The 23,889-nt window shown below is 33.6% G+C and carries 20 protein-coding genes and 5 tRNA genes; 1 reads left to right on the top strand and 24 read right to left on the bottom strand.

What is annotated here, in order from left to right:
- Positions 1-132 precede the first annotated feature (132 nt).
- The gene (locus tag VOI25_RS13030; protein WP_323789516.1) at positions 133-363 is read left to right on the top strand and encodes a (4Fe-4S)-binding protein; all 231 of its coding nucleotides are present in this window, start codon (positions 133-135) and stop codon (positions 361-363) included.
- Positions 364-424: 61 nt separating this feature from the next.
- Here the strand turns inward: VOI25_RS13030 and VOI25_RS13025 are convergent, their stop codons facing one another.
- The 24 genes from VOI25_RS13025 to VOI25_RS12910 form a co-directional block, all read right to left on the bottom strand.
- Complete coding sequence (locus tag VOI25_RS13025; RefSeq protein WP_323789515.1) at positions 425-739, bottom strand: DUF3467 domain-containing protein; 315 nt, start codon at positions 737-739, stop codon at positions 425-427.
- Positions 740-873: 134 nt separating this feature from the next.
- Entirely contained in the window at positions 874-5,175 is a 4,302-nt protein-coding gene (gene rpoC, locus VOI25_RS13020) for a DNA-directed RNA polymerase subunit beta' (protein ID WP_323789514.1), read from the bottom strand.
- 77 nt (positions 5,176-5,252) lie between these two features.
- Positions 5,253-9,065: a DNA-directed RNA polymerase subunit beta gene (gene rpoB, locus VOI25_RS13015; RefSeq protein ID WP_323789513.1), complete on the bottom strand. Its 3,813-nt coding sequence runs from the start codon at positions 9,063-9,065 to the stop codon at positions 5,253-5,255.
- 124 nt (positions 9,066-9,189) lie between these two features.
- Positions 9,190-9,567, bottom strand: coding sequence for a 50S ribosomal protein L7/L12 (rplL, locus tag VOI25_RS13010; RefSeq protein ID WP_323789512.1), 378 nt, complete (start codon positions 9,565-9,567; stop codon positions 9,190-9,192).
- Positions 9,568-9,628: 61 nt separating this feature from the next.
- Positions 9,629-10,150, bottom strand: a complete 522-nt coding sequence (rplJ, locus tag VOI25_RS13005) for a 50S ribosomal protein L10 (RefSeq protein WP_323789511.1) — start codon at positions 10,148-10,150, stop codon at positions 9,629-9,631.
- A gap of 20 nt (positions 10,151-10,170) precedes the next feature.
- Positions 10,171-10,860: a 50S ribosomal protein L1 gene (gene rplA / locus VOI25_RS13000; protein WP_323789510.1), complete on the bottom strand. Its 690-nt coding sequence runs from the start codon at positions 10,858-10,860 to the stop codon at positions 10,171-10,173.
- 11 nt (positions 10,861-10,871) lie between these two features.
- Positions 10,872-11,312 carry a 50S ribosomal protein L11 gene (gene rplK, locus VOI25_RS12995; RefSeq protein ID WP_323789509.1) on the bottom strand — a complete coding sequence of 147 codons (441 nt, stop codon included), beginning with the start codon at positions 11,310-11,312 and terminating at the stop codon, positions 10,872-10,874.
- Between the two features lie 72 nt (positions 11,313-11,384).
- Positions 11,385-11,942: a transcription termination/antitermination protein NusG gene (gene nusG / locus VOI25_RS12990; RefSeq protein ID WP_323789508.1), complete on the bottom strand. Its 558-nt coding sequence runs from the start codon at positions 11,940-11,942 to the stop codon at positions 11,385-11,387.
- Between the two features lie 22 nt (positions 11,943-11,964).
- Positions 11,965-12,156, bottom strand: a complete 192-nt coding sequence (gene secE / locus VOI25_RS12985) for a preprotein translocase subunit SecE (protein ID WP_033959310.1) — start codon at positions 12,154-12,156, stop codon at positions 11,965-11,967.
- 15 nt (positions 12,157-12,171) lie between these two features.
- Positions 12,172-12,244, bottom strand: a tRNA-Trp gene (locus VOI25_RS12980).
- 63 nt (positions 12,245-12,307) lie between these two features.
- Complete coding sequence (gene tuf / locus VOI25_RS12975; RefSeq protein ID WP_323789507.1) at positions 12,308-13,495, bottom strand: elongation factor Tu; 1,188 nt, start codon at positions 13,493-13,495, stop codon at positions 12,308-12,310.
- A 61-nt stretch (positions 13,496-13,556) separates the two neighbouring features.
- Positions 13,557-13,628 (bottom strand) — tRNA-Thr (locus VOI25_RS12970).
- Between the two features lie 89 nt (positions 13,629-13,717).
- A tRNA-Gly gene (locus tag VOI25_RS12965) sits at positions 13,718-13,790 on the bottom strand.
- 43 nt (positions 13,791-13,833) lie between these two features.
- A tRNA-Tyr gene (locus VOI25_RS12960) sits at positions 13,834-13,915 on the bottom strand.
- A 55-nt stretch (positions 13,916-13,970) separates the two neighbouring features.
- Positions 13,971-14,044: transfer RNA gene (locus VOI25_RS12955), tRNA-Thr, on the bottom strand.
- Positions 14,045-14,145: 101 nt separating this feature from the next.
- Entirely contained in the window at positions 14,146-14,448 is a 303-nt protein-coding gene (gene hpf / locus VOI25_RS12950; protein WP_323789506.1) for a ribosome hibernation-promoting factor, HPF/YfiA family, read from the bottom strand.
- A gap of 27 nt (positions 14,449-14,475) precedes the next feature.
- Positions 14,476-15,366, bottom strand: coding sequence for a tyrosine-type recombinase/integrase (locus VOI25_RS12945; RefSeq protein ID WP_323789505.1), 891 nt, complete (start codon positions 15,364-15,366; stop codon positions 14,476-14,478).
- 107 nt (positions 15,367-15,473) lie between these two features.
- Positions 15,474-15,668 carry a 30S ribosomal protein S21 gene (gene rpsU, locus VOI25_RS12940; protein WP_249995795.1) on the bottom strand — a complete coding sequence of 65 codons (195 nt, stop codon included), beginning with the start codon at positions 15,666-15,668 and terminating at the stop codon, positions 15,474-15,476.
- A gap of 111 nt (positions 15,669-15,779) precedes the next feature.
- Complete coding sequence (locus tag VOI25_RS12935) at positions 15,780-17,207, bottom strand: carboxypeptidase-like regulatory domain-containing protein (RefSeq protein ID WP_323789504.1); 1,428 nt, start codon at positions 17,205-17,207, stop codon at positions 15,780-15,782.
- A gap of 21 nt (positions 17,208-17,228) precedes the next feature.
- Positions 17,229-18,665 (bottom strand): hypothetical protein, encoded by a 1,437-nt coding sequence (locus VOI25_RS12930; protein WP_323789503.1) that lies wholly within the window; start codon positions 18,663-18,665, stop codon positions 17,229-17,231.
- Positions 18,666-19,097: 432 nt separating this feature from the next.
- Positions 19,098-20,264, bottom strand: coding sequence for an acyl-CoA dehydrogenase family protein (locus tag VOI25_RS12925; protein ID WP_323789502.1), 1,167 nt, complete (start codon positions 20,262-20,264; stop codon positions 19,098-19,100).
- Between the two features lie 22 nt (positions 20,265-20,286).
- Positions 20,287-21,162: a helix-hairpin-helix domain-containing protein gene (locus VOI25_RS12920; protein ID WP_323789501.1), complete on the bottom strand. Its 876-nt coding sequence runs from the start codon at positions 21,160-21,162 to the stop codon at positions 20,287-20,289.
- A gap of 6 nt (positions 21,163-21,168) precedes the next feature.
- Complete coding sequence (locus VOI25_RS12915) at positions 21,169-22,773, bottom strand: alanine/glycine:cation symporter family protein (protein WP_323789500.1); 1,605 nt, start codon at positions 22,771-22,773, stop codon at positions 21,169-21,171.
- A 96-nt stretch (positions 22,774-22,869) separates the two neighbouring features.
- Complete coding sequence (locus tag VOI25_RS12910; RefSeq protein WP_323789499.1) at positions 22,870-23,889, bottom strand: potassium channel protein; 1,020 nt, start codon at positions 23,887-23,889, stop codon at positions 22,870-22,872.

Genomic DNA, 23,889 nt, shown 5'->3' with positions numbered 1-23,889 from the left:
TGTCGTTCGTCGATAATCAAAATCAAAAAATGCATTTTAACGATAAAATATTACATTTCATCGATTTTATTAAAACTAATAATTTTAAGTACATACATTCCTAACAGATTAAACCCCAAAATTGATCTACCTATGAAAACTACACCTAATGTTTTCAGTAATAATGATATTACTGTTACCTACAACCCTTGTCAATGTATAAACGCTGAGCGTTGTGCAAAAGAACTTTCAAATGTATTTCGTCAATCTGTTATCCCTTGGATAGATTTAGATGGTGAGTCTACTGATAAGATAATCCAACAAGTCAAGAAATGTCCTTCTGGTGCATTAAAGTTTTATGTCAATCAAAAAGAAGTCGCTTAAACTATATATACTGAACCAAAAAAATCCCTTTGAATTAATAACTCAAAGGGACTTTTGAAATTTAAGCTTGACCTGTTGGTCCAAAATTAAGAGGAATTGGAGGTTGCTCATAGTCTTTGATTTCACCATGAGCTTTCTCAAATCTATTTACATTATCTCCCAATGCCTTCAATAAACGCTTAGCATGTTGAGGCGTTAATATTATTCTGGATTTCACTTTACTTTTAGGAGTTCCAGGCATTATGCTTACAAAATCAACAACAAACTCTGATACTGAGTGATTTATGATTGCTAAATTAGAATACGTTCCTTCAGCAATTTTTTCATCTAATTCTATATTGATTCCTGGTTTCTTTTGATTTTTATCGTCTGCCATTACTAACTTATTTTTTAACGTTTCCGTGGAAACAATATTAATATAAATTGATTTAATTAAAAAAAGCCTTCAAACAATTTAATGAATGAAGGCTTTTATATTTATAGATTCCTGCCTCCGCAGGAAAGAGACAATTAGTTATAATTCATCTCTTCTTTTGCTTTCATCATTTCATTGAATTCTTCTTTAGAACCTACAATGATGTTATCAAATTTTCTAACACCAGTTCCTGCAGGAATTCTATGACCAACGATTACATTCTCTTTTAATCCTTCAAGATCATCAACTTTAGCATTTACAGCTGCTTCGTTAAGAACTTTAGTTGTTTCCTGGAACGATGCCGCAGATATAAATGATTTCGTTTGTAATGATGCTCTTGTAATACCTTGTAGAATAGGTGTAGCAGTTGCTGGCTTTGCATCTCTAGCAGTAGCCAATGCTTTATCTTCTCTACGCAATATTGAGTTCTCGTCTCTTAACTCTCTAGCAGTTAATATCTGTCCTGGTTTTAAAGTTTCAGAATCTCCAGCTTCTTCAACAACTTTCATTCCGAAAATCTTATCGTTTTCTTCAATGAAATCTGCTTTATGAGCTAATTGATCTTCTAAGAAAATAGTATCACCAGAATCAATGATTCTAACTTTACGCATCATCTGTCTTACAACTACCTCGAAGTGCTTATCGTTAATTTTCACACCTTGCAAACGATATACTTCTTGTACTTCATTTACTAAGTATTGTTGCACTGCAGAAGGTCCTTTAATATTTAGGATATCGTTTGGAGTAATTGAACCATCGGATAAAGGCATACAAGCTTTTACGTAATCATTTTCTTGAACAAGAATTTGATTAGATAACTTCACCAAGTATTTTTTAATCTCACCTAATTTAGATTCAATAATAATCTCACGGTTACCTCTTTTGATTTTTCCGAAAGACACAACTCCATCAATCTCACTAACAACAGCAGGATTAGAAGGGTTACGAGCTTCAAATAATTCAGTTACACGAGGTAAACCACCTGTAATATCACCTGTTTTAGCAGATTTACGAGGAATCTTTACCAGAATTTTACCAACTTTAATTTTTTCTCCATCATCAATCATTAAATGGGCTCCAACTGGTAAGTTATATGAACGAATAACTTCTCCTTTTGCATCTTCGATAAGAAGAGTAGGAATTAATTTCTTGTTTCTAGATTCAGAAATTACTTTTTCTTGGTACCCAGTTTGTTCATCAATTTCTACTTGATACGTAATTCCTTGTTCGATATTTTCAAACCTCACTTTTCCAGCGAACTCAGAAATAATTACACCATTATAAGGATCCCACTGACAAATTATGTCTCCAGCTTTCACTTTATTACCTGGTTTCACGTAGATGAATGATCCATAAGGAATATTATTTGTACTTAAAGTAATTCCAGTTTTAGCATCAACTAATTTTAATTCTGAAGTTCTAGAAATAACAACGTCAACATCTTTTCCATCGTTATCTTTAGTCTTAACAGTTTTTAAATCTTCTATTTCAGCGACTCCATCAAACTTAACTGTTAATTTATTTTCTTCAGAAATATTACCTGCTACACCACCAACGTGGAATGTACGTAAAGTAAGCTGTGTACCTGGTTCACCAATTGATTGTGCCGCAACGACACCAACAGCTTCTCCACGTTGTACCATTTTACCTGTCGCCAAATTACGACCGTAACATTTAGAACAAATTCCTTTTTTAGCTTCACAAGTTAATGCAGAACGAACTTCTACAGCATCCAACGGAGACTGACCAATACGCTTAGCAATAGCGTCATCAATATGTCCGCCAGCTTCAACTAAAAGCTCTTCAGTAATTGGATCATACACATTATTTAATGATGTACGTCCAACTATTCTAGCTTCAAGAGTTTCTATAATTTCTTCGTTTTTCTTTAACGGATTAACTTCAATACCTCTTAAAGTTCCACAATCTTCACTGTAGATTATTACATCTTGAGATACATCAACTAAACGACGTGTTAGGTAACCAGCATCTGCCGTTTTAAGTGCAGTATCGGCAAGACCTTTACGTGCACCGTGAGTAGAGATAAAGTAATCCAAAATTGAAAGTCCTTCCTTAAAATTAGCAAGAATTGGGTTTTCAATAATCGATCCTCCACCCGCAGTAGATTTTTTAGGTTTCGCCATTAATCCACGCATACCTGTTAACTGACGAATCTGTTCCTTAGATCCACGAGCTCCAGAATCAAGCATCATAAACACCGAGTTAAATCCTTGTTGATCCTCGCGGATACGTTTCATAGATAACTCTGTTAATTCAGCATTAGTAGATGTCCAGATATCAATAACTTGGTTATAACGTTCATTATTTGTTATTAATCCCATGTTATAGTTACCCATAATACCATCAACTAAGCCATTAGCTTTATCGATCATTCCTTGTTTTTCAGGTGGAATAATAATATCACCTAAACTAAACGATAGACCACCTTGAAATGCGAACTTATATCCTTGAGTTTTAATTTCGTCTAAGAATGCAGCTGTTACTGGAACACTTGTCTTTTTAAGAATTCCATGAATAATATCTCTTAAAGATTTCTTAGTTAATACCTCATTTATATAACCTGCAGCTGTTGGCACTTTTTCGTTAAAAAGCACACGACCAACCGTAGTTTCTATAATTTGAGTTGTTAACTCACCATCTGCGTTAAAATCTTGAGTTCTTACCTTAATTCCAGCATTTAATTCTACTTTTTTCTCGTTGTAAGCAATAATTACTTCTTCAGGAGAATAGAACGTTAAGCCTTCACCAATAACCTTATAAGTTTCATCAGTTTTTCTAAGCTTAGTCATATAATATAAACCAAGAACCATATCCTGAGAAGGTACAGTAACTGGAGCACCGTTTGCTGGGTTTAAAATATTATGTGATGCAAGCATCAATAATTGCGCTTCCAAAATTGCTTCTGGACCTAACGGTAAATGCACAGCCATTTGATCACCATCAAAATCGGCATTAAACGCCGTACATACTAATGGGTGTAACTGAATTGCTTTTCCTTCAATTAATTTTGGTTGAAACGCTTGAATACCTAATCTGTGTAATGTAGGAGCACGATTTAAAAGCACTGGATGTCCTTTTAAAACATTCTCTAAAATATCCCAAACTACAGGTTCTTTTCTATCTATAATTTTCTTAGCAGATTTCACAGTTTTTACAATTCCTCTTTCAATCAGTTTTCTAATAATAAAAGGTTTGTATAATTCTGCTGCCATATCTTTAGGCAATCCACATTCATATAATTTTAATTCTGGTCCTACAACAATTACAGAACGTGCAGAATAATCGACACGCTTACCAAGTAAGTTTTGACGGAAACGTCCTTGCTTACCTTTTAGTGAATCTGATAACGATTTTAATGGTCTGTTAGAATCTGTTTTTACAGCTGAAGCTTTACGTGTGTTATCAAACAATGAATCTACAGATTCTTGTAACATACGTTTCTCATTACGAAGAATTACTTCAGGAGCTTTTATTTCAACTAAACGCTTTAAACGGTTATTACGAATAATAACACGACGATATAAATCATTTAAATCAGAAGTTGCAAAACGTCCACCATCTAAAGGCACTAATGGTCTTAATTCTGGCGGAATGATTGGAATAGCCTTCATGATCATCCATTCTGGTCTATTCTCTCTATTTAAGTTTGAATCTCTAAATGCTTCAACAACTTGTAAACGCTTTAACGCTTCAGTTTTACGTTGTTTAGATGTTTCGGTATTGGCTTTATGGCGCAATTCAAAAGATAAATCATCTAAATCAATTCTAGCTAAAAGGTCAATTAAGCATTCCGCTCCCATTTTAGCAATAAATTTATTTGGATCTGTATCATCTAAATACTGATTTTCTTTCGGAAGTGATTCAAGAATATTTAAGTATTCTTCTTCTGTTAAGAAATCCATTTTTTGTAATGGTTCACCTTCAGCGTTCATTGCTTCACCTGGTTGAATAACAACATAGCGTTCGTAATAGATAATCATATCTAAACGCTTAGATGGTAAACCAAGCAAGTATCCTATTTTATTTGGTAACGAACGGAAATACCAGATATGAGCTACTGGCACAACAAGGTTGATGTGTCCTACTCTATCACGACGTACTTTCTTTTCTGTTACTTCAACACCACATCGGTCACAAACGATTCCTTTATAGCGTATTCTTTTATATTTACCACAAGCACATTCAAAATCCTTTACAGGACCAAAAATACGCTCACAGAATAAACCATCACGTTCAGGTTTATGTGTTCGATAATTAATAGTTTCTGGTTTTAAAACTTCACCTCGAGATGCTGCCAAAACAGATTCTGGAGATGCTAGACCAATAGAGATTTTACTAAATCTCTGAATTGTATTCTTATCTTGTCTTCTTGCCATAATAACTTTATAGTCTTAAGTTTTCAATCTTCAGTACACAGAGAGACTGTGTACTGTTTGACTGATTACTATTTTTTTTATTCTTCTAATCTAATATCTAATCCTAATCCTTTTAATTCGTGCATAAGTACGTTAAAAGATTCAGGTAGTCCTGGTTCTGGCATCGGCTCTCCTTTTACGATAGCTTCGTAAGTTTTAGCTCTACCTATAACATCATCAGATTTTACTGTTAAGATTTCACGTAATGTTGCTGAAGCTCCATAAGCCTCAAGTGCCCAAACTTCCATCTCTCCAAAACGCTGACCACCAAACTGTGCTTTACCACCTAATGGTTGTTGTGTAATTAAAGAGTATGGTCCAATTGAACGTGCGTGCATCTTATCATCAATCATGTGACCTAACTTAATCATATAAATCACACCTACAGTTGCTGGTTGATCGAATCGATCTCCTGTTCCACCATCATATAGATATGTATGACCAAATCTTGGCACACCTGCTTCATCTGTAAATGCGTTTATTTGATCTAGAGTTGCACCATCAAAAATAGGCGTTGCATACGTGCGCCCTAATTTTTGTCCTGCCCAACCAAGAACAGTTTCGTATATCTGTCCGATGTTCATACGAGATGGTACACCTAATGGGTTTAATACGATATCAACAGGAGTTCCATCTTCTAAGAATGGCATATCTTCTTGACGAACGATACGAGCAACAATACCTTTGTTACCGTGACGTCCTGCCATTTTATCACCAACTTTTAATTTACGTTTTTTAGCAACATAAACTTTAGCTAATTTGATAATACCTGCTGGTAATTCATCACCTACTGAAATTGTGAACTTCTCACGACGCAATGATCCTTGAAGATCATTTTCTTTAATTTTATAGTTGTGCATTAAATCAGCAACTAAAGTATTTAAATGGTCGTCAGTTGTCCAAGTTCCAGAAGTTAAATGCGTATAATCATCTACAGCATTTAACATTTTAAGTGTATATTTCTTTCCTTTAGGAATGATTTCTTCACCTAAGTCGTTATAGATACCTTGAGCCGTTTTACCATTTACAAGAGCGAATAATTTTTCAACTAAAACAGCTTGTAAATCATCAAACTTCTTGTAATAGATATTTTCTAATGCTTCAATATCTTCTTTATCTTTTGCTCTCTTTCGTTTGTCCTTAATTGCTCTTGAGAATAATTTTTTCTCAATTACAACACCATGCAATGAAGGCGAGGCTTTTAAAGATGCATCTTTTACATCACCAGCTTTATCACCAAAGATAGCGCGTAATAATTTTTCTTCAGGAGTTGGATCTGATTCACCTTTTGGAGTAATTTTACCAATAAGAATATCTCCTGGCTTAATTTCGGCACCAATTCTTATCATACCATTTTCATCAAGGTCTTTTGTAGCCTCTTCTGAAACGTTAGGTATATCATTTGTTAATTCTTCGTTACCTAATTTGGTGTCTCTTACTTCTAATGAATATTCATCAATATGAATAGATGTGAAAATATCGTCTCGAACTACTTTTTCTGAAATAACAATCGCATCCTCAAAGTTATAACCTTTCCAAGGCATAAATGCCACTTTCATGTTACGACCTAATGCTAATTCTCCGTTTTCAGTAGCATAACCTTGGCAAAGCACTTGTCCTTTTTTAACCTTATCACCTTTCTCAACGATTGGTTTTAAGTTAATAGACGTTCCTTGGTTGGTTTTTCTAAACTTCACTAATGGATATGTTTTGGTATCGCTATCAAAACTTACCATTCCTTCTTCTTCAGTACGTTCGTACTTAATTGTGATTTCGTTAGCATCAACGTACTCAACAGTACCATTTCCTTCAGCATTAATTAATACTCTAGAATCTGAAGCTACTTGACGTTCAAGACCGGTTCCAACAATAGGTGCTTGCGGACGTAATAAAGGAACAGCTTGACGCATCATGTTAGATCCCATTAATGCACGGTTGGCATCATCATGCTCTAAGAACGGAATCAAGGATGCCGAAATAGAAGCAATCTGGTTAGGAGCTACATCTGTATAATTTACATTTACAGGATCAATCACTGGGAAATCACCTTCTTGACGTGCAATAATCTTGTCTTCTAAGATTTTACCTTTGTCATCAACACGAATATTCGCTTGAGCGATTAACATGTCTTCCTCTTCTTCCGCACTTAAGTATACAGGTGTGTTTTTAATATCTACAACGCCATTATCTGATTTCCTGTAAGGTGTTTCAATGAATCCCATTGAATTCACTTTAGCATAAACCGATAAAGATGAAATTAATCCAATGTTTGGTCCTTCAGGAGTTTCAATTGGACAAAGTCTTCCGTAGTGTGTATAGTGAACATCACGAACCTCGAATCCTGCTCTTTCTCTAGATAAACCTCCAGGTCCTAAAGCTGATAAACGACGTTTGTGTGTAATCTCGGCTAATGGATTGGTTTGATCCATAAACTGAGACAATTGGTTTGTACCAAAGAATGAATTAATAACGGAAGATAATGTCTTCGCATTAATTAAATCAATCGGTGTAAATACTTCATTATCACGAACATTCATACGTTCACGAATAGTACGCGCCATACGAGCTAAACCAACACCAAATTGAGATGACAACTGTTCACCAACTGTACGAACACGACGGTTAGATAAGTGATCAATATCATCAATCTCTGCTTTAGAATTGATTAATTCGATTAAGTATTTAATAATCGTTATAATATCTTCTTTAGTAAGCACTTGCTTATCCATTCCGATATCTAACTGTAATTTTTTATTCATTCTATAACGACCTACTTCACCTAAAGAGTAACGTTGATCAGAAAAGAATAATTTGTCAATAATACCACGTGCTGTTTCCTCATCTGGCGGTTCAGCGTTACGTAATTGACGGTAGATGTGTTCAACAGCTTCTTTTTCAGAGTTTGTTGGATCTTTTTGTAATGTATTATGAATAATTGCGTAATCACCTTGTTGCGCACTTTCTTTATGTAAAAGAATTGTTTTTACACCAGCTTCAAGGATTTCTTCAATATTATCTTTATCAATGATTGTATCACGATCTAAAACTATTTCGTTACGTTCGATAGATACCACTTCACCAGTATCTTCATCAACGAAATCTTCATGCCAAGTGTTTAAAACACGAGCAGCAAGTTTACGCCCAACTACTTTTTTAAGACCAGATTTTGACACTTTAACTTCTTCAGCAAGGTCAAAAATTTCTAAAATATCCTTATCACGTTCAAAACCGATAGCTCTGAATAATGTTGTAACAGGTAACTTTTTCTTTCTATCAATGTAGGCATACATTACCTGGTTGATATCTGTAGCAAATTCTATCCAAGATCCTTTAAAAGGTATAACTCTTGCAGAATATAATTTTGTACCATTGGCATGGAAAGACTGGCTAAAGAAAACACCTGGAGATCTATGCAATTGTGATACAACTACACGCTCTGCACCATTGATACAGAAAGTTCCACTAGGTGTCATATAAGGAATTGTTCCTAGATATACATCTTGAACAATAGTTTCAAAGTCTTCATGCTCAGGATCTGTACAATACAATTTTAAACGTGCTTTTAAGGGCACACTGTATGTCAGTCCTCTTTCGATACATTCTTCAATAGAATATCTAGGTGGATCAATGAAATAATCCAAAAATTCTAATACGAATTGGTTACGTGTATCTGTAATTGGAAAGTTTTCCATGAAGGTGTTATATAACCCTTCATTTCCTCTTTGTTCTGATTTTGTCTCTAACTGGAAAAAATCCTGAAAGGATTTAATTTGAATATCCAAGAAATCTGGATAATCAGTTCTGTTAATTATGGAAGAGAAATTTAATCTTTCAGCTGTATTTGCTAACATCGATGAACGAGATTTTGATTAAAAAAAAATTTATTTTTTTATGTACATTTTATATACACAAAAGGGTTTAGGTCATTTCGACTATTTCGAAAGACCTAAACCATAATTTGTAGGTTTGTTAAGCTTACTTAAGCTCAACCTCTGCTCCAGCTTCCTCTAATTGAGTTTTTAGAGCTTCAGCTTCATCTTTAGCAACACCTTCTTTGATAGCACTAGGTGCTTCATCTACTAAACCTTTAGCCTCTTTTAATCCTAAACCAGTTAATTCTTTAACTAATTTTACAACTGCTAGTTTAGAACCACCTGCTGCTTTAAGGATTACGTCGAATTCTGATTTTTCTTCAGCTGCGTCTCCGCCTGCTGCACCACCTCCTGCTGCTACTGCTACTGCAGCTGCTGCTGGTTCGATACCATATTCGTCTTTTAATATTGTAGCTAATTCATTAACTTCTTTTACTGTTAAATTAACTAATTGTTCTGCGAAATCTTTTAAATCTGCCATTTTTCTACCGTTTTTAATAATTTTAATAAAATATAATTTGTTTAAGTGCGTACTTATTTGATTATCCTTCTTTTTCGGATAATGTTTTAATAATACCTGCTAATGTTCCACCACCTGATTTAAGTGCTGAAATAACATTCTTAGCTGGTGACTGTAATAATCCAATGATTTCTCCAATCAACTCTTCTTTAGACTTGATATCAACGAGCATATCTAATTGATTATCTCCAAGGTAAACAGCCTCTTCTATAAAAGCTCCTTTAAGCAAAGGCTTTTCAGATTTTTTACGGAAGGCTTTAATTACTTTAGCCGGAGCATTACCAGTTTCAGAATACATCACAGATGTATTACCTTTTAAAACTGTAGGAAGTTCACCGAAATCTCTATCAGAAGCTTCCATAGCTTTAGTTAATAATGTATTTTTTACTACGCTTAATTGCACGTTTGCCTTAAAACAAGCGCGACGTAAGTCTGAAGTGCTACCTGCGTTTAATCCAGATATATCAGCTAGATAAATATTTGCATTATCTGCTAACTGAGCAGTTAACTCTTCAATTACTTGTGATTTTTCTTCTCTTGTCATAATAATAAAGGTTTAACTACTTAACTTAATTTTGGATCAACAGCGATACTAGGACTCATTGTACTAGACATGAAAATACTTTTCATGTATACACCTTTTGACGAAGTAGGTTTCAATTTATTTAAAGTGGTTAACAATTCCATTGCATTTTCCTTTAATTTATCAGCACTAAAAGATGCTTTACCTATAGGAGCATGTACAATTCCTGTTTTATCAACTTTAAAATCAATTTTACCAGCTTTAACTTCAGCTACAGCTTTAGCAACATCCATAGTAACTGTTCCTGTCTTTGGATTTGGCATTAAACCTCTTGGGCCTAATACTCTACCTAAAGGACCTAATTTTCCCATGATAGCTGGCATTGTAACGATAACGTCAACATCTGTCCATCCACCTTTAATTTTTTCAAGGTATTCATCTAGTCCAACGTAGTCAGCTCCAGCAGCTTTAGCTTCTTCCTCTTTATCAGGAGTTACTAATGCCAGAACTTTCATGTCTTTACCTGTTCCATGCGGAAGTGACACTACACCTCTAACCATTTGATTGGCCTTACGAGGATCTACACCTAATCTCACTGCTAAATCAACAGAAGCATCAAATTTTGTGTAAGTGATTTCCTTTAATAATACTGAAGCCTCATCAAGAGAATATAATTTATTATTCTCAACCTTAGCTACAGCTTCTTTTCTCTTTTTTGTTATTCTTGCCATTTCAAAAATTTTTAGTTAGGTGCTTCACCACCTTTAACTGTGATTCCCATTGATCTTGCAGTACCCGCAACCATCTTCATAGCAGATCCGATTTCAAAGGCATTTAAATCTACCATTTTATCTTCAGCTATAGCTTTAACTTGGTCCCAAGTCACTTTTGCAACTTTCTTTCTGTTCGGTTCTCCAGATCCTTTCTTTACTTTGGCCGCTTCTAATAATTGTACTGCCGCAGGAGGTGTTTTGATCACGAAATCAAAAGACTTGTCTTTGTAAACAGAAATAACAACTGGAAGAACTTTACCAGGTTTATCCTGAGTTCTAGCGTTGAATTGCTTACAAAATTCCATGATATTAACTCCAGCAGCACCTAAAGCGGGTCCAACCGGTGGCGACGGATTCGCTGCACCTCCCCGAACTTGTAACTTAACTACTTTACCTAATTCTTTTGCCATTTTACTTGTTTTAGTTTTGTATCTCTTCCATTTTTGAAGCTAAAAGACATACTATCTATGTTGTAACAATTATTATACTTTTTCAACTTGCATATAACTTAATTCTAATGGTGTTTTTCTTCCGAAAATTTTAACCATAACTTCAAGTTTACGCTTTTCTTCATTTATCTTCTCGATAGTACCATCAAATCCATTAAATGGACCATCAATTACTTTTACAGTTTCTCCAATAGTAAAAGGTATAGCTATATTTACATCAGCATCAACTGCTAATTCATCAACTTTACCTAACATTCTATTAACTTCTGACTGTCTTAATGGAACAGGATCTCCTCCTTTAGTTTCTCCCAAAAAACCAATAACGTTAGTTATAGATTTAATAATATGAGGAATCTCTCCACTTAAATTTGCCTGAATCATTATATAACCAGGGAAATATACTTTTTCCTTGTTTATTTTTTTTCCATTACGGATTTGAATTACTTTTTCAGTAGGTACTAAAACTTGATCTACAAAATCTTCTAAACCTAATCTAGAAATTTCATTTTCTATATAAGCCTTAATTTTGTTTTCCTGACCACTTACAGCTCTAACTACGTACCACTTTTTATTTACACTTGTCTCAGACATCATTCTTTGCTTTTATAGTTTGTTATATCAACTCAAAATAAGCCTTGATAACTTTACTGAAAACAGTATCAACTCCCCAAATAGCTAATGAAAAAATTATTGAAAATACAGCCACTAAAATTGTTAAGCTTTGCGCCTCAGACCAAGGTGTCCAAGTCACGTTATTCTTTAATTCCTCAAAAGATTCTTTAATATAATTTATAATTCCTGCCATTTGATTTTGTATTTGCACGGGTTGAGAGACTCGAACTCCCGACACCTGGTTTTGGAGACCAGTGCTCTACCAACTGAGCTAAACCCGTAAATATAAATCAAGGCGTTCGCCTTTGACGAACACCTTAACTCATATTTATATAATAAATATTTTAGTCTAAAATCTGAGTAACCTGACCTGCACCAACAGTTCTACCACCTTCACGAATTGCGAAACGTAAACCAACGTTCATTGCAATTGTTTGAATTAATTCAACAGTAATAGTAAGGTTATCACCAGGCATTACCATTTCAACTCCATCAGGAAGCGCAATGTTTCCAGTTACATCAGTTGTACGTACGTAAAACTGAGGACGGTAGTTATTATGGAATGGTGTATGACGTCCACCTTCTTCTTTCTTAAGGATATAAACCTCAGCTTTAAACTTAGCATGTGGTGTTACAGAACCTGGTTTAGTAATAACCATACCTCTAGAAATTTGAGATTTTTCAATACCTCTTAATAAGATACCTGCGTTATCACCAGCTTCACCTCTGTCAAGAATTTGACGGAACATTTCAATACCAGTAATTGTAGAAGTTAATTTCTCAGCACCCATACCGATAATCTCAACTGGATCACCTGTATTTGCAACACCTGTTTCGATACGACCTGTAGCAACAGTTCCACGACCAGTAATAGAGAATACATCTTCAATTGGCATTAAGAAAGGCTTATCCATATCACGAACTGGCTCTTCAATCCAAGCATCAACAGCTTCCATTAATTCCATTACTGAATCTACCCATTTTTGTTCACCATTAAGTGCACCTAAAGCAGAACCAGCAATTACAGGACCATTATCACCATCATATTCGTAGAATGATAATAAATCTCTGATTTCCATTTCAACTAACTCTAATAACTCTTCATCATCAACCATATCCACTTTATTCATGAATACAACCATACGAGGAATTCCTACCTGACGTCCTAAAAGGATATGCTCACGAGTTTGTGGCATTGGACCATCTGTAGCAGCTACAACCAAAATTGCACCATCCATTTGAGCAGCACCAGTAACCATGTTCTTTACGTAATCGGCGTGACCTGGACAGTCAACGTGAGCGTAGTGACGATTTGCTGTTGCATATTCTACGTGTGAAGTATTAATTGTAATACCTCTTTCTTTCTCCTCAGGAGCATTATCAATTTGATCAAACGACATTGCGCTTGATAAACCTGCATCAGCTAATACTTTAGTAATAGCAGCAGTTAAAGTTGTTTTACCGTGATCTACGTGTCCAATAGTACCTATATTAAGGTGTGGTTTTGAACGATCGAAAGTTGCCTTTGCCATGTTTAATTTATTTTAATCTTATTTATATTAGTGTTCAATTTAATTCTGTAATACTAAAAAGAGCCAATGACGAGATTTGAACTCGTGACCTCTTCCTTACCAAGGAAACGCTCTACCCCTGAGCTACACCGGCTTTAAGGTTGTATTGATTGATCTAAATATCAAATCAAAAACGTTAACTCAAGATGAAATTAAACTAAAAATACATTTAGTTTAATTTAGAGCGAGAGACCGGGTTCGAACCGGCGACATTCAGCTTGGAAGGCTGACGCTCTACCAACTGAGCTACTCTCGCATAATTTACAACTATCTTACTAGTTGAAGGTTTCAATATTTTGTGGGGAGAGCAGGATTCGAACCTGCGAAGACGTAGTCAGCAGATTTACAGTCTGCCCTCGTTGGCCGCTTGAGTATCTCCCCAATTTTAAAGAACGTTTTCTAAAAAAAACAATTGTTAATTTTTAGACTTTTTTAGAGCCGATGGAGGGACTCGAACCCACGACCTGCTGATTACAAATCAGCTGCTCTAGCCAGCTGAGCTACATCGGCTTTTATATAACTTTTTGGCTATAAAAAAAGCCCGCTATTTCTAACGGACTGCAAATGTAAAGATTTATTTATTTATTCAAAACATTTTTTGAAAAATTTTATCACATATGTGCTCTTAATTTTTCTTTTCGCTTTTTTAATTGTCTTTCTAAAGACGAAACTGCCATATCTGTACCTTCTTCAAATGTTTTACATTGCTTTTTTACAATAAAACTATCTCCAGGCACTTTTACCCTTGCTTCAAAAATTTTATTTTCTTTATCACTTGTATTTTCAACTTTAAGATATACATCAGATTGAATGACTTTATCATAAAACATATCTAGTTTATCCATTCGCTTTTGAATAAAATCAATTAATTTTTTATCTGCATTAAAATTTACGGATTGTGTGTTTACCTTCATATTCAATCTTTTATTGGTTAGATATTATTATTTTTTACTTCTCGGGTGTGCTTTTGAATACACATTTTTTAACTCTGCTATACTATTATGAGTATAGACTTGTGTAGCTGCTAGACTAGAATGACCAAGGAGTTCTTTCACAGCATTTAGGTTTGCACCTTGGTTAAGTAAATGAGTTGCAAATGAGTGCCTCAAAATATGCGGACTCCTTTTAACCTTGGAAGATGCCTTACTAAAGTAATCATTTATTATCCTGTAAACAAGTGTTTCATATATTTTAACCCCTTTTTTAGTTAAAAACAAAAATGAATCATCTTGTATAGTATCAAGTGTACTTCTAACAATCAAATAGGATTTCAAAGTATCAACTACTGATGGTATTAACGGAATAAAACGTTCCTTATTTCTTTTTCCTAGCACTTTTAGTGTTTTGTTAGCAATATCTACATCAATTAGTTTAAGCTGTACTAGCTCTATTCGTCTTATACCTGTTGCGTAAAATAGTTCAATTATTGATCGGTTTCGTAAGCCTTCAAAATCTGTATCAAAATTTAATTCTTGAAGTACAGTTTTAATTTCTTGCTCAGAAAAGGGGACCTGAATTTTTTTACTTGTTTTTAGTGCCTTGTGTTTCGTAAGGGGATTTACTTCTATCTCTTCAATTTTTAAAAGAAATTTATAATAGGTGTTTAATGATGACACCTTTCTATTAATACTTCTATTTGATATTCCACTATCTACTAATAATATTATCCAACTTCTTATTTGTTGATAGTTAGCATTCGTGATGGACTTTGAATCATATTCGGATACATTAAATTCAGAAAAATCTTGAATATCTTTTAGATACGCCTTGAGGGTTAACTGCGAATAGTTTTTTTCAAGTAATAAATAATCTGAAAAGGATTGTAGTGACATTAAAGTACTTTAGAATTAAATCTAAAATACAAAGTTTTAATTACAATCTTGTTAGAAACAAAAAAATCCCATTATTTCTAATGGGATTTTATATCATTTCAACACAATTAAACTGTTTCTTGATCTCTTAGACCTTGAACATATTGTGCTTTTTGTATTTGTTCTCTTCGTTGAACAGAAGGTTTTGTGAATTGTTTACGTTCTTGCAACTGGTTTTTAACCGTTGTTTTTACAAACTTACGCTTATAACGCTTTAACGCTCTATCTATATTTTCTCCTTCTTTTACTGGTATTCTTAACATAGTGTCTTAACCTCCTCTCTTTTAAAATTTTTAAGGCTGCAAATATAAAAAGGAATTTAAGATATCAAAACAAAAAGCTCGATTTTTAATTGGAATTTATTTTCTCAATAATTACTGCTTAAAGAGAGATGCACGCTTGCTTAAGTCTTTAATAAGTTGCTCATCTTCCTCACTTTCTAAAATAATATTGTAATTTTTCCAGAAGGTTTTATCATAAGGCTTTGGTGCAAATATATCTGGATCCCAATTTCCTTGTAGTGCTTTAGCAATAATTTGATCGTCTTCAATAATATCTGAGAACAAAATTTCCTGAACAGTATAATAAAACCGCTCTTCGTTATAATACTTTGCTTTTTCTTCTTCTGTCAACTTTTCAGTAGTCTTTAAACCAACGTTAACGAGTTTTGGAGTTTCATAATAGATGTAATTTGGATACATTTTATCATTGTATTCCATATAAGTTACTACTAATTTGTGATTTACCTGTGTACCAAAAAGTGTTTTACTTCTACTTTTTTGAGCATCGGAAGCTGCAACGAGTTCATATTCAATTTTTTTAATAGCATAGTTATCCCAGTAGATATAAATCCAACCATTAGCATGATATCCTCCATTAAATATCCCTTCCGTTTCAAGGTCTACAAAGGTTTTACCATTATTGATTTTAATCTTATAAATTTTACGATCGTTATCAACTAAAACAGTATCCAATTGAAACTGATGTTTATCTAACATATCATCTCCAAATAATGTTTTAGCATCATTAGAATTTCTGACCAAGTTTAGTTTTCCTTTAAACAAGTTTTCTAGTCCGTTAACTCTAGTGTCATTCCATTTAATGGCCTTTACTAACGAAGCTGTTTTTATGGTATCTCTTCTTAAGTTTTTAGCTTTTAACTTTCTGTTGTTTTCGTAATGTTTTAAATAGGAATAATATGAAAAAATGCTATCCACATCACGAAGGTCATAGCTTTTACGAACCTGATCTACATTAATTTTTAAATGATCTTTTGAAGATACTGTATAACCAGAATCATACACAGTGATAGCACTTTCAATAAGCCATTTAAACTCTTTAGCATTACGCTCTTTGTGCCTTAAGAATCCTTTTTGAATATAAGCTGAATCTGGAAGGTTTTCAGATAATCGTTCAATAGCTCTTATTACAATATCGTTTCCTGTTGTTGGCCGGTTTTCAGCGATTAGAATAATTTCGTCTAATGCAGCTATATCTTCCTCAAGATAAATTTCTTCAGAGTTATCAAATTCATTGACAGGTATTTTAAAACTTTTATAACCTATCGAAGAAATGACAAGCGTATCTAATTGCAATTCTTTGGAAACTTGTAATACAAACTTTCCATCTTGATTACTTACAGTTCCAATGGTAGTATTTTTTATATAAATACTAGCACTTTCAATTGGCATTAAAGTAGAAAAATCGACAACTTTATTCTTTAGCTCAGTTTGAGAAAATGATAGCAAAGCAGAAAAACATATGAAAAAAAATACAGTTTGTTTAATAAATATAGGTTTCATTAGTGTTGTTTTAACATTCTTTTATTGAGAACAATTTCCATCAGCTATGTCTTGGAATGTTGGATTAAAAGCATTGTCATGAACGTTATAGACGCCATCTATATTATCCCCTTGAACAATATTTTGTAATCCACAAAGGTCTGTAAGCTCACTATTTTGCCAAATGTTTACATCACTATACGTTCTGTTTAGATTACTAAGATCATCTAGATTAGTTATGTTGCTGTAACCTATAGTGATACTTCCTTTAATTAAAGTAATATTACTTAAAGGTGAGAAATCAAATAAGCTAGCATTATTCATTATAGTCAGTTGTGCAAGTGTATTACTATCAGAACTATTAATTAGATCTATATTTTCTAAAAGTTCATGTTCTCTTATATATACTGAAAAAAGGTCTAATTGACTTAATCCATCTATATCTATCAAGCTATCATTATTAGTTAGTTCAACATTAACGTCATTAATATCATTTGTCATATTTGAAAAAGCATCTAACGTTGTTATTTGAGGGTTGTTAACTATGTTGATATAGCTTAACAGTTTATTAACGCCAGAAAAACCACTCAAATCAGTTAATACTAAATTATCAACAATAGCAATCGCATTAAGATCATTGGAAATATTTTGCAATCCATGAGTCGATTCTAATTCAGGATTGTAGGACAAAATTAAAGTGCCAATTACAGTCACCAAACTTTGTAAACCACCTAAATCGACGATATCAGATGTTACATCTTCCCTTCCAATAATTAACCAATCTGTTATTTCGGTATAATGGTTAGCAGCAAAATCGTCAACTTCTTGTTGCGTTCTTAAAAACACTCGACCTGCAAAAACATTAGAAGCAACCGTTGTAAAACTATAATTGGAGTCGGTAAATTCACTACCATTAAAAGCTCTTACAAAACCAGTGTACAATGTGTTTGATTGTAAATTTGGTATATAAAATTCTAATTCAGTTAAATCAGAAGCAATCATTTGATTTCCAACAAAAACACTATATGTGATAGGTGAGTTATCAGGCACAGTTGCACTTGTCCATTGTATTGTTGTTGAAATGTGACCTAAATGTTTAACAGATGTCACAAAATCTGAAGGCGCCATTCCTGTATTTGTGTTTTCAGGAGTTGTAAATCCAAAAATCGAAGATTCAATAAGTCCAGAATCATCTATTACTTCAACCATTCCCGTATAACTTGTGTTTTCCGACAAGTTAATGAATACATAACTTAAATCTGAAATAAACTCAGCCACTAAAGTCTCGTTTAAATACACATTATAGACCACATCTCCTGTTCCCGTTATTGGGTTCCAAGAAATCGTTGCAGAATTATAGCTTAATGCTGAAGTTTCCACAGCAAAATTAGGCGTGTTAGTTGAATTATCATCTCCACTGCTGCAAGAGACCATCGTAAACAAGATGATTAACAAGGTTAATACTGATGTGTTTTTCATAAAATTTATTTTAATTTTTGTGTTTATTTTTATTGGATAAGATGTTTAGATGGAAATCTATAAAGCTTCAAATAATCTTTTTTTATCAAGTTTTAAGTCCATCGTTTTTAGTCTTTCTTGTAAATTACCATTTTTGCAAATTGTTGAGCAATTTTCGCAAAAACGATATTAAATTATCTATGTCGCAGGTTTATAATCCTTTTTGTCAATTACCATTTTTGCAAATTGTTGGGCAATTTTCGCAAAAACGATAATAAATTATCTACGTCGCTGGTTTATAATCCTTTTTGTCAATTACCATTTTTGTAAATTGTTGGGCAATTTTCGCAAAAACGATAATAAATTATCTACGTCGCTGGTTTATAATCCTTTTTGTCAATTACCATTTTTGCAAATTGTTGGGCAATTTTCGCAAAAACGATAATAAATTATCTACGTCGCTGGTTTATAATCCTTTTTGTCAATTATCATTTTTGCGATAATCTCTCTTAAGATTTCAGAAGTTCCTCCACCAATTGGACCAAGTCTACTATCACGCAATAATCTAGCCAAAGGATATTCTTCCATGTAGCCATAGCCACCTAAAAATTGTAGGCAATCATACATGACTTCATCTGCCATTTTTGTACACTGAAGTTTTGACATCGTTGCTTCCTTAACTACATACTCACCTTGGTCTAATCTTCGAGCAACAGAATAGTTAAACTCTTTACAGATTTCCATTTCGGTATATCGATCTGCTATTTTATGGCGAAGTGCTTGAAATTTATTGATTGTTCTTCCGAAGGCTTCACGTTCACTCATATAATTCAACGTATATTCTAAAGCGTACTCAGCTCTTGCGTGAGCATTTATTCCCATAATTAAACGCTCCAGAGCAAAGTGTTGCATGATATACGGAAAACCTTTATTCTCTTCACCCATTAGGTTAGATAGAGGAATCTCAACATTATCAAAAGCAATCTCAGCCGTATCTGAAGCTCTCCAACCCAATTTATCCAGTTTGGTAGCAGAAATTCCTGGTGTATCTCTATCCATAATAAAAATACTAATCCCTTTATTTCCTAGCTCAGGCGTTGTTTTTGCAGCAACAACCAAATAGTCGCTATAGACACCGTTTGTAATAAACGTTTTGGAACCATTAATAACATAGGTGTCACCTTTTTTTACAGCTGTAGTTCTCATTCCAGCTACATCACTTCCACCAAAAGGTTCTGTAATACATAGACATCCTATTTTTTCTCCAGTGATACTAGGAGCTAAATATTTTTCTTTGATTGCATGATCGCCTTCTTTATTAACGTGTGTCATTGCTAAATAGGCGTGTGCCCAAATAGCTGCTGCAAATCCACCAGAATTTATTTTCTGAAGTTCTTCAAGTAATATAACGGTGTAAAACAAATCTAGATTCATTCCTCCATAGTCTTCAGGATATGCAATTCCGAAGAATCCCATTTCACCAAATTTCTCCCAAATAAAGCGTTCAATATGTCCTGTTTCTTCCCATTTTTCAATGTGAGGAACCACTTCTTTTTGTAAAAAATCCTTTAAACTTTGTCTAAACAACTCATGTTCTTCAGTGAAATACCTACTATTCATAGTGCAATTTTTTTAATCTAAATTAGAGTGTCAAATATAGCTTAATTATCTCAATTTTTTTGACAGGAAAGTCTTTTACTTTTGTTAACTCATTTAAAGATTTAAAGCCATCTCGAAGTGTACGTTCTTCAATAATATAATGAGCAATTTCATAATCGATATGCTGAATAGTCACTAGGTCTTCAAGGGTTGCTAAATTCAAGTTTAACTTTACAATTGGTTTTGCATTTTTAACTGTAAATTCGTTTAAAGTCCGATTGATTACTTCTGGCGATAAACCATATACATCCTGAAGTTGCACATCATCAATAAAGCTTCCTCCTAGTTTTGTTCTATAAGCGACAATTCGTTCGGATAGTTTTTCACCAATACCATTAACTTTTTTTAGTTGTTCTGCTGTGGCTGTATTTAAATTTAGCTTTTGATCAAATGATTTTGGTTTGCTATCCTTAGCATACGAATATTGTGTTTTAGGTTTTGGATTAGTTACCCAATCTGGAAACTTAAAATAGGGAGAAATTTTATCTAATAATGAATCTGAAACTTCAGTTACGTTTTGAAAGTCACTTACTGAATTCACCCATTGATTTTGTTTTCTAAAGGCTAATAGTCTATCTATTTCATCTGTACTCATTCCTAGTGTATAGCCTTTATAGTCGGTTATAAAATTTGGATTGAATGGATAGATTTTCGGTTTACTTTCTATTAACTTTATTAATTTAAGTGAATCAACTTCAGCCCGAAACAGTGCCAATTCATTTTGATTGACTTTAATGTCTTCCGAAGAAAAATCAACAAAAAAGTAAACACATTGCAAAGCAAGAATGAGTAGCAATAATACAAAAATCCCACTTCGTTGTTGTTTGGTAAACGTGAAGTGGGATTTATATTTTGACATAATTTGTTATTCTTTTCTAGCCTTTATAGCAGCCATATATTTATTTAATTCTTCCTTAACTTTTGGCGCTAATATTACCAGACCAATCATATTAGGAACCATCATAGCGAAAATCATGGCATCAGAAAATCCTATCACAGAACCTAAACTTGCCGCTGCTCCAATAACTACGAATACACAAAATAATAATTTATAAGCGTATTCCATTTTTTTAGTTCTTCCGAAAAGGTAAGCCCATCCTTGAAAACCGTAATAAGACCAAGAAATCATGGTACTAAAGGCAAACAAGACTACTGCAATAGTTAGCACATAAGGGAACCATGAAATTGAAGATTCAAAAGCACTAGAGGTTAACAAAATTGCTTGAGCATCGTTTGCAGGAGGATTTAAAGGATCTACGAAACCTGTAATAATTAATACCAAAGCGGTCATTGTACAAACCACAACAGTATCAATAAAAGGTTCCAGCAGAGCTACCATTCCTTCTGAGGCAGCATATTTTGTTTTCACAGCAGAATGCGCAATAGAAGCTGAACCTACACCTGCTTCATTTGAAAATGCAGCACGTCTAAATCCTTGTACAAGTACTCCAATGACACCACCTGCAATTCCTTCTGGGCTAAAAGCGCCATTCCAAATTGCCGCAAATGCACTGCCAACCATATCGTATTTGGCAATAATCACGAATAAGGATGCAGCAACATATATGACCACCATAAATGGTACAATTTTATCAGTTACTTTAGCAATTTTTTTAATTCCGCCAATAATAACTATACCAACAAATATGGCCATTACCAATCCAAACAACCATCCGTTTCCGTAAAGGAATGATTCTTCTCCACCAGTAATGCTTTGTACTAATTGAAACGCCTGATTAACTTGAAACATATTTCCACCTCCAAAAGAACCACCAATTACAAAAATGGCGAATAATACGGCGAGAATTTTTCCCAATCCACCCATACCTTTTGCTTTGAGTCCTTTGGTTAAATAATACATTGGGCCACCATAAACAGTTCCATCTTCAGCTATGTCTCTATATTTTACACCGAGCGTACACTCTACAAATTTTGAAGCCATCCCAAGTAAACCAGCTATAATCATCCAAAAGGTTGCTCCTGCACCACCAATAGATACAGCAATAGCAACACCAGCAATATTACCCAAACCTACAGTTGCAGATAACGCAGCTGTTAAGGCTTGAAAGTGGGACACTTCTCCTTCATGTCCTTCAACTCTTATGGTATCAGGATTGTCATCTTCATCAGTAAATGTTGATTTAGCAGCTTCCACTTTATGATTCTCTCTTTCTTCTAAATCATCATATTTTCCACGCACTATATTAATTGATGTGAAAAAACCTCTAATATTTATTAATCTAAAATAGAAAGTAAAATATGTAGCACCTATAATTAAAGGGAATAAAACCCAAAACACTTTTATTCCACTACCAAAATCAATTTGATAAAATATAAAGGTTACAAACCATCCTGTTGCGTCTCCAAAAACTTGATCGATTTTTTCATCAATACCCATTTCTTGGGCTTCTTGAGCGAATGTTATAATAGGCAGTAAAATTGCAATAAGTGACAGAAGACATTTCTTCATATTGAGAATTATTTAAATTAGTTAGTTTTAATACGGTTTACAAGATGCTAAAAAAAAATGATTATTTAAAGCATCCATTGTTAAAATGGGTCTTATCTACTTGATATCATATAAAGAGTTTAGCTTTTCTATTTGCTCTGGTCGCCCAAGAACAATAATCTTAGAACCTCCTATTAATTTAGTTTCAGCTTCAGGGTTGACAAGGTAATCACCTTTTCCATCTTTAAACCCAATTACTGTACAACCTGTTTTTCTTCTTAAGTCTAAATCTTTAATTGTCTTTACTTTATCTGTATCATAAAGTCGATCGACCATCACTTCCTCAATATTAATATTGTGTTCACCAACGATTCCTAAATTATCTATAAACTCAACTAAATCTGGCACTACTACTAAAGATGCCATATGATCACCTCCAATTCTATCTGGTAAAATCACATTATTTGCTCCTGCCAATTTTAACTTTTGGTAAGAGGTTTCTTGAGATGCTCTACTAATAATTCTCATACTCTTATTAATTTGTCTAGCTGATAGCACGACAAACAAGTTATCGGCATCGTTTGGCAAGGCAGAAATTAAGGTGCTTGCTCTTTCAATACCAGCTTCGATTAAAGTTTCATCTTCATTAGCATTACCAAAAATAAACGGTAGCTCTTCTTCTTGAAATTTTTCTATAACATCTTTATTCTTTTCTATAATTACAAAAGGTCTATTATGAGCATTTAGTTTTCGTGCTGCTTGTTTACCGTTTCTACCAAAACCACAAATAATAATATGATTTTTAAGCTTATCAATTTTCTTTAGCATCTCTTTATGTTTTATTTCTTCTATATCATTTTTGCTCAATATGTATTCTGTAATTACAGTAATGGCATAACCCAAAATAATGACGCTTGCCAATATTAAAAAAATGGTGAAAATTTTTGCATTATCGTCTAATGGCTGAACTTCACCAAAGCCCACAGTAGTAATTGTAATTACTGTCATATAAACAGAATCTACCCAAGAATAATTAGACATTATCTTAAATCCAATAACACCAATTGCTAAAAGCAAGGTCAACAAAAAAACTGCTGTGTAAATCTTGGTTCTAAAAAATTTTATAAGTGGATTCAT

The sequence above is a fragment of the Psychroserpens sp. genome, from assembly GCF_034670085.1.
In the GTDB taxonomy this organism is placed as follows: domain Bacteria; phylum Bacteroidota; class Bacteroidia; order Flavobacteriales; family Flavobacteriaceae; genus Psychroserpens.
Note: the sequence above shows the minus strand (reverse complement) of the source record. Positions and strands in the feature narration are given on the sequence as shown.

Coding starts and splice junctions, on each gene's coding strand:
- VOI25_RS13030 (WP_323789516.1), top strand. CDS start 133: ATGAAAACTACACCTAATGTTTTCAGTAATAATGATATTACTGTTACC.
- VOI25_RS13025 (WP_323789515.1), bottom strand. CDS start 739: ATGGCAGACGATAAAAATCAAAAGAAACCAGGAATCAATATAGAATTA.
- rpoC (WP_323789514.1), bottom strand. CDS start 5,175: ATGGCAAGAAGACAAGATAAGAATACAATTCAGAGATTTAGTAAAATC.
- rpoB (WP_323789513.1), bottom strand. CDS start 9,065: ATGTTAGCAAATACAGCTGAAAGATTAAATTTCTCTTCCATAATTAAC.
- rplL (WP_323789512.1), bottom strand. CDS start 9,567: ATGGCAGATTTAAAAGATTTCGCAGAACAATTAGTTAATTTAACAGTA.
- rplJ (WP_323789511.1), bottom strand. CDS start 10,150: ATGACAAGAGAAGAAAAATCACAAGTAATTGAAGAGTTAACTGCTCAG.
- rplA (WP_323789510.1), bottom strand. CDS start 10,860: ATGGCAAGAATAACAAAAAAGAGAAAAGAAGCTGTAGCTAAGGTTGAG.
- rplK (WP_323789509.1), bottom strand. CDS start 11,312: ATGGCAAAAGAATTAGGTAAAGTAGTTAAGTTACAAGTTCGGGGAGGT.
- nusG (WP_323789508.1), bottom strand. CDS start 11,942: ATGTCTGAGACAAGTGTAAATAAAAAGTGGTACGTAGTTAGAGCTGTA.
- secE (WP_033959310.1), bottom strand. CDS start 12,156: ATGGCAGGAATTATAAATTATATTAAAGAATCTTTTGAGGAATTAAAG.
- tuf (WP_323789507.1), bottom strand. CDS start 13,495: ATGGCAAAGGCAACTTTCGATCGTTCAAAACCACACCTTAATATAGGT.
- hpf (WP_323789506.1), bottom strand. CDS start 14,448: ATGAAGGTAAACACACAATCCGTAAATTTTAATGCAGATAAAAAATTA.
- VOI25_RS12945 (WP_323789505.1), bottom strand. CDS start 15,366: ATGTCACTACAATCCTTTTCAGATTATTTATTACTTGAAAAAAACTAT.
- rpsU (WP_249995795.1), bottom strand. CDS start 15,668: ATGTTAAGAATACCAGTAAAAGAAGGAGAAAATATAGATAGAGCGTTA.
- VOI25_RS12935 (WP_323789504.1), bottom strand. CDS start 17,207: ATGAAACCTATATTTATTAAACAAACTGTATTTTTTTTCATATGTTTT.
- VOI25_RS12930 (WP_323789503.1), bottom strand. CDS start 18,665: ATGAAAAACACATCAGTATTAACCTTGTTAATCATCTTGTTTACGATG.
- VOI25_RS12925 (WP_323789502.1), bottom strand. CDS start 20,264: ATGAATAGTAGGTATTTCACTGAAGAACATGAGTTGTTTAGACAAAGT.
- VOI25_RS12920 (WP_323789501.1), bottom strand. CDS start 21,162: ATGTCAAAATATAAATCCCACTTCACGTTTACCAAACAACAACGAAGT.
- VOI25_RS12915 (WP_323789500.1), bottom strand. CDS start 22,773: ATGAAGAAATGTCTTCTGTCACTTATTGCAATTTTACTGCCTATTATA.
- VOI25_RS12910 (WP_323789499.1), bottom strand. CDS start 23,889: ATGAATCCACTTATAAAATTTTTTAGAACCAAGATTTACACAGCAGTT.